The organism is Paenibacillus sp. JCM 10914 (assembly GCF_001315105.1).
Classification (GTDB): Bacteria; Bacillota; Bacilli; order Paenibacillales; family Paenibacillaceae; genus Paenibacillus_AQ.
Genome location: NZ_BAZR01000008.1, coordinates 150,554 through 163,843, shown reverse-complemented (window position 1 = coordinate 163,843; position 13,290 = coordinate 150,554). Strand labels below are relative to the sequence as shown.

Sequence of the window (13,290 nt, the reverse complement as noted above, 5' to 3'; positions counted from 1 at the left end):
TGACCTACTTGCGGAATATGGATAAAGACCAACCTTCATTAGCATCGCTCAAGTTATTCAACTTCTTCATTTACGGAACCATGGTCATCTTCACGGGTTTCTTCCAGTTATATCTGCAAGACATCGGCATGAGCAAAATGGAGATCGGCAGTCTGATGGCTATCGCTCCATTCGTCTCTATCTTCGCCAATCCATTCTGGGGATTCTGGAGTGACCGTGCAGCGAATATCAAACGCGTGCTACTAATTATGATGATCGGTACGCTGTTGCTGGTTCAACTCGTATTCCAGGCCAACACGTATGCGATGATCTACATGACCATGATCTTATTTTATTTCTTCCAGACGCCAATGTTCTCACAGACGAACTCCCTGATCCTCACCTACATCGACGGAACCGGGCAGAAGTTCGGCTCATTCCGGCTCTGGGGCTCGCTTGGCTGGGCACTAACGGCGATCGCCGCCGGACCTGTTATCGATCATCTTGGATCAGGCCGAATCGCCATTGTATTCTCCGTTATGCTGCTAATCGCGGCGTTGTTCATGTTCACGCTGCCCAACATACAGAAGACGGCAAGCTCAGCAACGGTTAACCTTAGGGGATTAGGCAAGCTGTTCCTGAACTCATATTTTGTCTGGTTTATCTTGCTCGGTATCCTAGTCTCCATTCCGAATACGGCCAACAATACGTTCATGTCTTTATATATACTCGAACTGGGCGGTACCAAGCAAATGGTCGGGCTCGCGATCTTCTTCTCCTCGATCTTCGAGGTCGCGATCTTCGTTCTGTTCGACCGCTTCCTCAAGCGCAAGATCAGTGTGTTGGTCGGCTGTTTAACGATTGTCAGCATCCTCTTCGCCCTGCGCTGGCTGCTGATGGCCGAGGCCAATACGGCCCTTGAGGTCGCCTTTATCCAACTGCTGCATTGCGTAACGTTCGGTGGTTATTTCTACGTCGGCGTGCAGCTTACCATGCTGTTTGTTCCGACACCATACCGTGCTTCCGGACAAGCGATTTACACGCTGAGCTGGAGCGGTATCTCCGGCGTGATCGGCGGATTGGCCGGAGGATGGATGTTCCAGAATTTCGGAGCCCAGGTCTTGTATCGTACGGGCATGATGCTTGCGATTGTAGGCGCCATCGGCTTCGGCTGGATGTGGTACAATCTGCACCGAAACGGTTATCAGCCACAGCTGGATACCGATCCCGATGAAGACGAAGCGGAAGAACGATCATTATAGTTGATCTAGGTCATCGTTCGCTTTCGCGAGACGACTTAAAAACCAACAAGACTCGAATACTCCTGATGAGGAGGATTCGAGTCTTGTTTCGTATTATAGATACTCCCGTATTACTTCTTCGGAAGTTGGAATGAACTCTTCAACGAGACAACGCGGTTGAACACGGGGCGTCCCGGTTGTGAGTATTTGGAATCGACGTTGAAATATCCATGCCGGAAGAATTGAAACTTGTCCTGTGGCGCAGCGTCCTTCATGTTCGGTTCAACATAACCTTGCACGATCTGAAGCGAATTCGGATTAATATCATCCAGGAAGGACTTCTCCGTACCCGTCTCAACCGACTCAGACACGTCCTCTTGCACGAGCTCCGCACCGGCTACTTCAGGTACGAGTTCCGGCTGGACTTCTTCCTCTTCATCCTTGAACAGCGGCTCGAACAGACGGAATTCCGCAGGTACGGCCTGACTTGCCTCCACCCAGTGAATGGTTCCCTTGACCTTGCGGCCGGTAAAGCCGGTGCCGCTCTTCGTCTCCGGATCATACGTACAATGAATCTCAACGACCTTGCCGTTCTCGTCCTTTATCACTTCATTACATCGAATGAAATAAGCGTGCTTCAGACGAACCTCATTGCCCGGGAACAGACGGAAATATTTACTTGGAGGGTCCTCCATGAAGTCCTCCTGCTCAATATATATCTCGCGAGAGAACGGAATTTGGCGTATGCCCATCTCCGGATTCTCCGTATTGTTCTCGGCATCCAGCCACTCCACTTCGCCTTCGGGGTAGTTGGTGATGACAACCTTCAGCGGATCGAGCACGGCCATGGTCCGTGGTGCCTTCAGCTTCAGATCCTCACGGATAAAATGCTCCATGACTTGACGATCAATCGTGCCATACGCCTTGGATATCCCTGTCTCAAATATGAAGCTGCGAATCGCTTCCGGCGTGTAACCCAGGCGGCGCAGTCCAGAGATGGTAGGCATGCGCGGATCATCCCATCCATCCACATGTGCTGCGTCGACCAGCTGCTTCAGCTTACGTTTGCTCGTTACAGTCTGGGCCACGTTCAGACGTCCAAATTCATACTGATGCGGCGTGCAGTTCATCTCGCATTCCGCGACCACCCAATCATAGAACGGACGCTGATCCTCGAATTCGAGCGAACACAAGGAATGCGTCACGCCTTCAATGGCATCTTCCAGCGGATGGGCAAATGCATACATCGGATAGATGCACCACTTGTCACCGGTATTATGATGAAACGCATGAGAAATACGATAGATTACCGGATCGCGCAGATTGATATTCGGTGAGGACATATTGATCTTGGCCCGTAGTACCCGTTCCCCGTTGCCGAATTCGCCGCCGCGCATCCGTTCGAACAGGTCGAGATTCTCTTCCACACTGCGATCCCGGTAAGGGCTGTTCTGTCCCGGCTCGGTCAGTGTGCCGCGCGTTTCACGGATTTGGTCAGCGGATTGGTCATCTACGTAAGCTTTGCCCTTCTTAATGAGCAATACGGCGCGGCTGTACATTTCTTCAAAATAGTCGGATGCAAAACGCAGCTCCTCCCAATCGAATCCGAGCCACTTCACGTCTTCCTTAATTGAATTGACGTATTCAATATCTTCTTTCACCGGGTTGGTATCATCAAACCGCAGGTGGGTCCGTCCGCCGAATTCATCGGCCAGCGTGAAATTGATCCATATCGCCTTAGCGTGTCCAATATGGAGATAACCGTTCGGCTCGGGAGGAAACCGGGTAACGACTTCCTTGACTTTGCCGGACTTAAGGTCTTCAGTAATCACATTTTTTATGAAATTGGAGGGTGTCCCCCGATGGTTCTCCACGTTGATCAACCTTTCGCACTGTAATTTCCGTCTATCTCTTCTGTATAAACGTGTTTCCCTTAAATATACCTGTAATGGTGGGATTGTTCAAGGAATGAGGCGCCATGATTGTGACTGCTATATGCCAACGGACCTTTTGACGAGGAGTTTTGATTAAGGTAGCATGAATAGAAAAACAGCATCCCAGCTTGAGGAGGGCATCTCATGAAACCGATGAAGTTTCCCAAAGAGCAGCGTGAGCAGCTCATCTCGCAAATCCAGCATTATTTTGAAACCGAACGTGGCGAAACATTAGGTCATTTGGCCGCAGAGGGCATGCTTGACTTTTTCGTGGAAAATCTAGGTCCTTATCTGTATAATCAGGCGCTCAGCGACTGCCGAACCGTTGTCAGCGAACGCATGCTGTCACTTGAGGAAGACATTTACGCATTGGAGAAAACACCGAAACGCACTCGATAGGTCGGGCGCTCGATCGGGAAAGGAGAGAGGATTCATTATGTTCGTATATAAGCTTGACGATCGTGTAGAATTGCGCCCGCTTGCCGTAGAGCACGCACGGGCCATGTTCGAGATGACCGATCGTTCACGAGACAGGCTACGCAAGTGGTTGCCATGGGTGGATGCCGTCAATGAGTTGAATGATTCTCTCAATTATATCAAAGGCGCGATGAAGCAGGCTGCGGATAATGGCGGTTTCTCGGCCGGTATTTGGGTCCGGGAAGAGCTTGCCGGCACGATCTCCTTTCACGAGATTGACTGGAACAATCGCTCGGTCAGTATCGGCTACTGGCTGGATCAGCGCTTTACCGGACAAGGACTGATGACGAGCGCATGCCGAGCCTTTACTGACCATGCCCTCATGCGGATGGGCCTGCACCGGGTCGAGATTCGCTGCGCAACAGCGAACCATCACAGTCGAGCGATTCCAGAACGTCTAGGTTTTGTGTTGGAGGGTGTTATTCGCGAAGCTGAAAAGCTCCCTCAAGGTTATGTGAACCACGCGGTGTACGGCATGCTCCAGAGCGAATGGAAAAAAGTACGATAATAAGAACAACCGGCTTCAATCCTTATTCGGATATAGCCGGTTGTTCTTATATATTATGCGTCTTGCATTATGGAGAAGCTGCTCTTAGTCGATGCTGCCGCGCAGTGATTCAACCATTGGCCGAATTGCTGCTTCAGGCTGGCTGACAACGCCGGAATCTCGAGCATCCGCACCAGTCCCTGCTCATCCTTGCGACCATCCTTCATCATCCGCAGGGTCTCCAGCACGGTAACGCCATCCTCCGCCCGTTGCAACTGAACGATAGGAGAAGCGTCGCTGACCTTCCCTTCCTCCAGCACACGAAAATAAAAGCCGCTATAACCTGAATGGAGCACACGTGCAGGCATGTCCTTCACCCCATGCTTCTGTGACAGCTTGAAGCATGGATATCTCGGCTGGCTGACCTGTAGCACCGCTTCCCCGACCTGATACACATCGCCAATGCAGACCGCGTTCTCCAGCAATCCGCGTAAGGTAAGATTCTCGCCGAACGCGGCATATGGCATCGGCTTATTCAGTGATTTAATCCAGTAGGGATAATGCTCGGCAGGATAAGCGCAGACCGCTTTGTCCACACCTCCGTGATGGACCAGATCCGCTTGCCCATCACCTTCGAAATTGAATCGGGTCAAGAACAAGGGACCCGTAACGGACTGCTTGTAGATCCCTGTCGATAAATCCTTGCCCTGATATTCCACCGTAACCGGCTTTCCTACATTCAATGACACAATTCCCATCGTCATGGACAGCAACCCCACCCTCGTTGGCTTCAGCTTCAGATGCTATAAAAAACAACGCATCAAAATATCGTCTACAAACCGCCCGTCCACATCAAACTCCTGTACGAGCCTGCCTTCCTCAATAAAGTCACAGCGCGTATAGAAAGCTTGGGCGCCGGGATTACTGGAGAGTACCCGCAGCCTTAGCTTTCGGATACCTTCTGATCGTGCCATCGCCTTCATCGCTTCCATTAATTGAAATCCGACCCCTTGCCGTTGCCAGGAAGGATGCACGGCGATATGAATCTCCCATACATGACGGTTACTCGCAAGACCCGTCGGCGGTCGATGCCCGACATAACCGCACAGGCAATCATCCAGGAACGCCACAACCTGAGTACCTGGCGGATTATGCAGAAGATATTGATCTCTGGAAGTCCAGTGGAGCGGCTCAGGGGCTGTTTCACGATTCCACACAACCTGGTCAAGTTCCATCAGAGAAGCGGCATCCTTCATCTCAGATAAGCGTAGTACGAATGCTGCTTGACGGGTGTTCATCGATATCCCTCGCTTCCTCACATCAATGTTTCCACTCATTTTATCATAACTGTTATCTACCCCGCAGAGTAGATAAACTGGCTGCCGCCTTAGCCCTGCAAACTCTGATGCTGTTCATGCTGGCGCGGCCGATTCATCCGGGCATGAACAGCGAAAGCGAGCAATGAGACGACAGCTACGGCAACGGCTAACCACGCTACCGGAGCCAAACCGCCGCTATCATACATGGTACCCATCGCATACGGTCCGACAACACGGCCGGCGGCCCCCATGCCGCCGGCAACGCCAATATAGAATGGCGCAGCCTGTCCCGTACGTTCTGTGATGAAAGCCGGGATCGCAGGAGATCAGCATCTCGCCAAGCGTAGCCAACACCATCGCCAGCACCATTCCGGGATAACTGTGCATCATGACGATAACCACATAGGCCAACAGGTAGAACAACGCTGCGATCGTCATCTGGCTGCTCTCCGTACGGGCGAACCAACGTTTGATCGCCCGGGTAAGCGGCTGTGCGGCAAAGATCAAGATGCCATTAAGCGTCCATAAATACCCATATGCCGTCTTGGACATGCCTTCCGATATAATGAATGGGGATACGCCCGTGTTCCAGATCGAGTTACCGAACCACAGAAACAAGGCACCGATACCCATAAACAGATAAATCCGAGTATGGCCTAACAGCACCCAGGCTCCTGGACCTGCCGGCAGCGGTGCCTTCGGTTTCGGATGACTAGAGGATGCAGTGGCTTCCTGACCATCCAGCTTCTTGAGATAGGACAGGAAAAAGAGCGCAAAACTCAGCGAGGTTACCCCATTCAGCACAAAACTGAGATGATACGAGAACTCCGCCAGAAATCCGCTCATCGCGGTCCCGAGGGCCACGCCAATATTATTCGCAACATAAACTACATTAAACAATTCACCACGTCGATCAGCAAACCGGAAGCCGATAAAGGCCTGGATCGCTGGCATCGACACCGCATTGCAGAACCCGATAAAGCCCATCATCGCGATAAACAGTCCCCATAGACCGTTGATGAACGGCAAGGTAAACAGACCCAGCGCATTCAGAATGAGTGAGCCGACAATCAGCCGCTTGACACCGACGCGATGGTACAGGATGCCGCCCAGCAGTTGACCACCGATCCCGCCTAATGACTGGATCAGAATAACCAGGCCCGCATCCTTCATGCTGCGGCCGAGCTCATCGAATACGTACATCGTTGTCAACGGCCACATTAACGAGCCGCCCGCCGATGCAACGAGACTTGCAATTAGGAAACCTTTCACTTCCCTAGGGTATTGCTCCAACCATTTCATGTTTCTTATCTCCCAGCAGCCTTTTCAGCAGTATATTAGCAAGTACAGACGCAATCTTCGACCCTATTATGGGCCAGGCTATCCGAGAAAAATTGATCAAAAAAAGCCCTTGCGGGCTCTGATTTTGAATACAAATATGGCTATTCAGCCTATCAGATTGTACGTGAAACTGACACATCTTGTAATGATATCATCGCTCAACCATAGTATCGCTTGAGCGATGTGTTTAAAGCAAGCACACTCATTGACGCTTTAACTCGTCAACGAGTAGGTATACTTCTACGTCTTATCCTTCTGCCGTAAATCCCTGGTTCTTAACGGTATGCGGATCTGCGCTACCGTTCCGATTCCAACCCGACTGAAGATGTATACTCCGTACTCTCCCCCGTAATGGAGCTTAATTCGTTGATCAATATTACGGATGCCGCACCCGACATGACTGTTATCGCTTCGATCGAAAATCTCATGAATTCTCTCCTGCTTCATCCCAAGACCATCATCAATAATGCGATATAGAATCGTATCCTCTTCCTTCTCCACCACGATTCGGATATGAATCCGGTCCCCGCTCCACGCATGCTTGAGCACATTCTCGACAAGGGGCTGCAAAATCAATTTCACGGTTTCATACGGCCACACTCGAGCATCAATATCGAAGGTAACTTCCATCCTCCGGCCATACTTTACCTTCTGTATATCCAAATAAGCACTCACCTGCTCCAGTTCCATGGCAACGGGGATCATCGTCTTGCCCGAGTTGAGGGTTAGACGATAGAACTGCGCCAGTTCAACCACCATCTTCTGCAGCTTCTCATTCTCGCCGAACTTGGCAAGTTGATTGATCGAAGACAACGTATTGTACAGGAAATGAGGATTAATCTGCGTCTGCAACATTTCAAGCTCTGCTTCCTTCTTCTGCAGTTGGGTCAAATAAACCTTGTTGATGAGCGCTTCGAAGTCCTCCCCCATCGCATTGAGAGCGACCGCGATCTGGGTGAACTCGCCCTTCCCCTTGGTTGAAATTCGCTTGTGCAAGTCCCCTTCACGAAATGAGTTCAACACCGCTACAATCTTATTGATCCGCTTAGAGAAGTATCGCGAAATGAAAAGACCAGCGATCATCAATAGTATGACGCACAATAAACAGATCGTGATAAAATAGGTCCGCACACGCACGGCTTCCTGCTCGATGATGGTCAGTGGAACATGGGCGACGATTCTCCATTTCTGTTCGGGCAGGCTCTCTTCAATCGTCAAATACTCCTTATCGGAATGATCTGTCGACAAGGCATACTTGTTCACGCTGGATCCGTGTTTAGTCGAGGAGCTCCACGGCTGACCTGATGAGAACACGGTGTGACCAGCAGCATCCAAGACAACCAACTCACTGCCTTCCCCCAGCTTGGTATAGTCCACACTGTCAAACAGTTCCTTCAATCGCACACTAAATCGCATAATGCCGACTTCCTCTATCGCCAGCGGATTACTCATATCCACGATGCGGCGGATGAGCGATATTCTACCATCTCGCTCGTCCTCCTCGACCTGCTTCCATTGCATGGTCACATTGTATATTTCAGGGGGAATATCATGGTACCACGCCTTATCAAGGATCCGATCCATATGATAGATATCGTTGGTCTGTTCATTGAATTCGCTGAGGGTGCGATCTTTCCATGAGCGATAGCTCTGATGGATCGTATCGTTGTGGAAGTAGACCGACATTCTCAGATTCAGTCCGATGGCCTTAGAGGCACTTTCCAGCTTAGGGGTGATCACCTGCTTCATTCTTGTATAGTTGTTGTATCCTTCTTCTCTCGGCCGGATTGTCAGCGTCAGTGTCCGGTCATCATAGAGCGTTGCCGAAGTCTGAACGATATCGTCCACCTTATAGGCAACGTTATCGCTGATCTGTCGGAGCGTATTCTGAATATTAATGCGGGTCTGCTTACGCATAGAAGCATCGTACATCGAATGGGAGACGTAGAAATTCACGGCAACCAGAATCAAGATGAACAAAATATAGGACAGCATCAACTTGTATCCAATAGGAACGTAACGCATACGACGATGGTTATACCGCGGCAACTTCATCCAGCGCCCCCTAGCTCTCTCTCTTGCGGTATTCAAGAGGTGTCATACCGTATCTCTCTTTGAACTGACGGCTGAAATACGGAAGATATCGATAGCCTACCTGATCCGCTACTTCGTAAATTTTCAATCGTGGCTGCCGCAACAATTCACAAGCTCTTTCCATGCGGATCTGAACCAATAACTCATTGAAAGTGTTACCGGACTTCTCTTTGATTAAAAATCCGATATGACTCGGCGAGAACGAAAAATGCTGTGCCATATCCTTAATCGTAATATTCTCACTCATTCGTTCGCGGATCGTATGAATCACGTTCTTAATGAACTTGCTGTCCTTGGAATTGGACTTCTCATAGAGCCGTTCCGAAATTTCGAAGATCCGCTGAATAAACCATGAACGAATATCATTAATCGTGTCGAATTGCATCAAGATGTCCAGATGATGAATTTCCATTCCGAGCAATTCAAACAAGTCTTCGTTCCTGCCGCTAAGATATTGATCCAGTCTCCAAATAATATAGTTGGACATGTTATGAACAGAGAAACGGGAGCGAAGATTCTTGATAGAACCGAACATCTGCTCAATTTCATCGCAGATTCGCACAAGCTCATATCCTTCCATTGCGGTAAGCAGCGCATTCATGTGCACGTCCAGCATGCGGGAATCCAGCATCCCCGGCTCCGTCCGAACATCCTCGAATTTAATGACGCTCCCCTTGCCCAAGAACATTTTGCCTTCCACCGCCTCAATGGCCTGGCGATAGGATAGCTGCAACTGGTCAATCGCGTGGGCTAGTTCGCCTACTCCCGTAGTAATCGAAATGCCGTTGTGATTGCGCATGGCTAAGTACAACCGGCTCGCAGTGATTTCCACCGATCCGTCATCCAGCAATAGCGCCACTCGCTGCGAGGATAACTTGCAATAAGGAGCCACGCCAAGATATTGAATGACTTCATGTACCTGCTGCAGGAATATGCGTGACATTTCGCGCGCTGGGAAGAGAAGTTGCCGCCCACTCTCCATTGGAGATTGTCCAGTTCCACCACAACGACACGGATCGGCCATGCCATCGTATCGAGCCCGCAGGATGCTGTCAGCTTCAACAACGCTTCACTGTCCTGAGTCTCCTCTTCGCGCAGCAGCCGAATCAGAATATCACTCTTGACGATCGGAATCATCTCACGATAGGCGATCTCCACTTCACGCTGCTTCATCTCCTCATCCAGATCTCTCTTCACCTTGAGCAATGAAGATATCAGCTCACTATCATTCATTGGTTTCAATACATAGCTATAGGCGTTCAAAGATAATGCTTGCTGCACATAACTGAACTCCTGATAACCACTCACAAATATAATGCGAATGTTGGGCTTGCGTTCGAGTGCCATTCGTGCCAGCTCCAGGCCAGACATGTACGGCATGTTGACATCGCTAACCAAGATATCAATCGCTTCCTTTTCCATGATCTCACAAGCTGTCAAGGCATTATTAACGCTGCCCTTCACTTCCATCCCCAACTCAGACCAAGGAATAAAACGCCGCATGCCCTCCAAGTCCAGCTCTTCATCATCTACCAGCAATACCTTATACATGCGAATACCCCCAATCTAGATAAACAGCATTGGTTCTCCACGTTTTAATAGAAATTGCAGTATAGTTCGCATTTATATTAACAGAACATTTTTTCCAGGTATGGGGTAAATTTCTCTACTGCGCCATAAGCAGAGAGATCCCAAAGGATTTGTGAGACCCTTTGGGATGCCGACTCTGTAACACATACGTCTATTAAGCTATTATTGCTGCTTCATCTTGCTGACATTCTCCTGCCAACGTTCGGTACGCCACTGCAGCAGTTTGTCATATCCCAGTGCCATTAAATCCTTATTGCCTTGATCGAGAATCTTGTCGACATCTTCATCGCTTGTGGCCATGACCGACTTGGCATAAATCTCAAGGAACAGTTCATCAACAGAGGTTTTGATGATACCTTCCTCCGAATCCGGTGCAGGGTTCAGGTTAATGAACTCAGTCACGTTATATTGCGTTGGCCATGTTATGGTCTGTTGGTACTTCGTTCTCCAATCCTGTTCCTCGAACGGCAGCTCCGCCATGTACTTGTATTTCGCAGGATCGATGTAACTTGTATTACCTACAAACATGATCGGATCATTATTGGATTGAATTTCAGCTACTTCTTTCGGGTCATAATTCGCGGTGAAATTCGGTTTACCTTCACTGTCGAATCCTTCCCAGTTCTTACCTTCGGGTCCGAAGAATTGAAGATTCATTCCTTCTGGACCTGTGTACCAATCAAGGAAGGCGAAGATCGCTTCAGGATCCTTGGCAGCTGTCGTAATGTAAGCAGCATTCCAACCAAGACTGGTATAAGTCCCCGGATAGACTTTGTTCTTATCCAGGCCTGGCTTGTGAATCGGCCAGATCATGAAATATCCGCCATTCGGATCGGTTTTGATTAGCTCTTCCTGCGCTTCACCTGCCATTGTCGTCGGACTGGAGCTTGCAAATACAGCCACACGTCCCGTCATGACTTTCTCCAACACCTGATCTTCCGTTTGGTTAAAGGCATCCTGAGAAATCAGTTTCTCACGATATAATTTGGCAATATACTTCTGCGCTTCGCGGAACACTGGATCCTCGAACACAGAGATCAACTTGCCGTCCTTCGGTACACCCCTAAGCGAGCTGTTCAGATAAGTATAAAGCGTACCTTCGCCAAATGCCGTATACAATACCCCAAGTCCTTGCATATCCTGTGCACGGTGCGGCTCAAATGGTATGATGCTGGTGCCGTATTTCTCTTTAACCTTCACTAAATAATGATAGAGATCGTCTGTTGTCTCAAGCGGCGGTTGCCCCAGCTCATCATAGATCTTCTTATTTACCACATACCCCGCGTTACCTGCGGGTCTGGAAGTGTACCAGTTCGGGAACATGTACAACTTGCCGTCATCCGAGCGCAGCATGTTGAGATTGTCACCCATCCAGGTCTTCAGGTTCGGGTATTTATCGAGGTAATCGTCGAAGGCTACGAGCTTCCCTGCCTCCCGAAGCCGCTCCATATCCGGATGATTCCGATCCGTCCAGATCATTTCTGGCAATTGATCCGAGGCCATCATCGCACTCAATTTCTGTGTGTGGGCTCCCGCAGCAGCAATCATCTTGATATTAACCTGCTTGTTCTCGCTGAGCCATTTACCGGCCGGTGTGCTCTCCCATGCCGGAAAGTTCGTGCCTTCATAGTGTGCGTAAGCTGTAAATTCCAGCGGCTTCTCCCCCAGAACCCACTTTACTTCGTCTTCAGCCGGTGGCTTTTCGTCCGTATTTGTCTTGTTCCCCGGGTCTTGCGCCTTTGGTGGTGTCTCAGGTGCACTGGTGGTGCCGCCTGATTTACTGCAGCCAGCCAATACGGTCATAAGCAGCAGCAAGACCGATAACAGGACTAGCAAAGGTCTTGAACTCTTCTTCATGAACCAAACCCCTCTCTTCATTTCCCAAATATATGTTCAAAGCGGTATTCGCCTGAAACCAAAGCCATTACTCCTTTAATGATCCGACCAGCACGCCTTTTACAAAATATTTCTGCAAAAACGGGTACAACAGCATGATCGGCAATGTGACGACAATCATCATCGCCATCGTCAGCGACTTCGATGTAATCTGTTTGGTCTTCTCCATTAATGCCATCGAACTCGTATCCAGCATAGCGGTCTGTTCTGTAACGATATTGGCATTAAGCGTCTCGCGAAGAATCGTCTGAATCGGCATCAGATCGTTGTTGGTGATATAAATACTCGGCATAAACCAATCATTCCAATGTGCTACAGCCGTAAATAACGACAAGGTAGCAATGACGGGTCCAGACAGAGGCAAAATAATTCGGAAGAAAATCCCCCATGTGCTGCAGCCATCAAGATAAGCTGATTCCTCCAGTCCGGACGGCAGACCCTTAAAGAAGGTACGAAATATGATCATGTTCCACACGCTGATCAAGGCAGGAATAATAAACACCATGAACGTATCCATCAGTCCAAGCGAACGGATCAGCAGGTAGGTAGGAATTAAGCCGCCATTGAAGTACATCGTGAATACAAAGAACACCATGTAAAAGCTTCTGCCTATTAAATACGTTCGGGTCATGCCATATGCGAGCAGCGCGGTCATGAAGACCGCGGTTACGGTCCCGACCGCCGCCCGACTGATCGAGATAAGAAATCCATTCAGCAAACGGCTATCATTCAGAATGATCTCATAATTCTGCAGCGTGAATTCCCTGGGCCAGAAGGTAATTCCCCCTTTAGCCGTATCCACACCGACATTAAAGGACACCGCGATGGCGTTCCAGAACGGGTAAAGCGTAGACATGGCTAGCAGCGTTAACAATAAATAGATGACCACCATCATTATTTTGTCGCCATAACTAATTCTCTTTAACATACAA

At 49.4% G+C, this 13,290-nt stretch carries 9 protein-coding genes and 2 pseudogenes; 3 read left to right on the top strand and 8 right to left on the bottom strand.

Annotation, left to right across the window (positions count from 1 at the left end; all coding sequences use genetic code 11):
- Positions 1-8 precede the first annotated feature (8 nt).
- Entirely contained in the window at positions 9-1,241 is a 1,233-nt protein-coding gene (locus tag JCM10914_RS12395; protein ID WP_036717941.1) for an MFS transporter, read from the top strand.
- A 110-nt stretch (positions 1,242-1,351) separates the two neighbouring features.
- Here the strand turns inward: JCM10914_RS12395 and JCM10914_RS12390 are convergent, their stop codons facing one another.
- A complete protein-coding gene (locus JCM10914_RS12390) occupies positions 1,352-3,103 on the bottom strand; it encodes a glutamine--tRNA ligase/YqeY domain fusion protein (RefSeq protein ID WP_036717940.1) in 1,752 nt (583 codons plus the stop codon).
- Positions 3,104-3,298: 195 nt separating this feature from the next.
- Here JCM10914_RS12390 and JCM10914_RS12385 point away from each other — a divergent pair, with 195 nt between their 5' ends.
- Both JCM10914_RS12385 and JCM10914_RS12380 read left to right on the top strand, forming a co-directional pair.
- Positions 3,299-3,553, top strand: a complete 255-nt coding sequence (locus JCM10914_RS12385; protein ID WP_023961334.1) for a DUF2164 domain-containing protein — start codon at positions 3,299-3,301, stop codon at positions 3,551-3,553.
- A gap of 37 nt (positions 3,554-3,590) precedes the next feature.
- Positions 3,591-4,139, top strand: a complete 549-nt coding sequence (locus tag JCM10914_RS12380) for a GNAT family N-acetyltransferase (RefSeq protein ID WP_023961332.1) — start codon at positions 3,591-3,593, stop codon at positions 4,137-4,139.
- Between the two features lie 53 nt (positions 4,140-4,192).
- Here the strand turns inward: JCM10914_RS12380 and JCM10914_RS12375 are convergent, their stop codons facing one another.
- From JCM10914_RS12375 to JCM10914_RS12345, 7 genes and pseudogenes are all read right to left on the bottom strand, one after another.
- Entirely contained in the window at positions 4,193-4,882 is a 690-nt protein-coding gene (locus JCM10914_RS12375; RefSeq protein ID WP_023961330.1) for an MOSC domain-containing protein, read from the bottom strand.
- A 39-nt stretch (positions 4,883-4,921) separates the two neighbouring features.
- Positions 4,922-5,416 (bottom strand): GNAT family N-acetyltransferase, encoded by a 495-nt coding sequence (locus JCM10914_RS12370; RefSeq protein ID WP_023961328.1) that lies wholly within the window; start codon positions 5,414-5,416, stop codon positions 4,922-4,924.
- 89 nt (positions 5,417-5,505) lie between these two features.
- Positions 5,506-6,739, bottom strand: a pseudogene (locus JCM10914_RS12365) (MFS transporter).
- A gap of 279 nt (positions 6,740-7,018) precedes the next feature.
- Positions 7,019-8,833: a sensor histidine kinase gene (locus JCM10914_RS12360; RefSeq protein ID WP_023961324.1), complete on the bottom strand. Its 1,815-nt coding sequence runs from the start codon at positions 8,831-8,833 to the stop codon at positions 7,019-7,021.
- Positions 8,834-8,843: 10 nt separating this feature from the next.
- A pseudogene (locus JCM10914_RS12355) lies at positions 8,844-10,423 on the bottom strand (response regulator).
- A 201-nt stretch (positions 10,424-10,624) separates the two neighbouring features.
- On the bottom strand, positions 10,625-12,319 hold the full coding sequence (locus tag JCM10914_RS12350) for an extracellular solute-binding protein (protein WP_023961318.1): 1,695 nt from the start codon (positions 12,317-12,319) through the stop codon (positions 10,625-10,627).
- A 67-nt stretch (positions 12,320-12,386) separates the two neighbouring features.
- Positions 12,387-13,286: a carbohydrate ABC transporter permease gene (locus tag JCM10914_RS12345; RefSeq protein ID WP_023961316.1), complete on the bottom strand. Its 900-nt coding sequence runs from the start codon at positions 13,284-13,286 to the stop codon at positions 12,387-12,389.
- Positions 13,287-13,290: the final 4 nt, after the last annotated feature.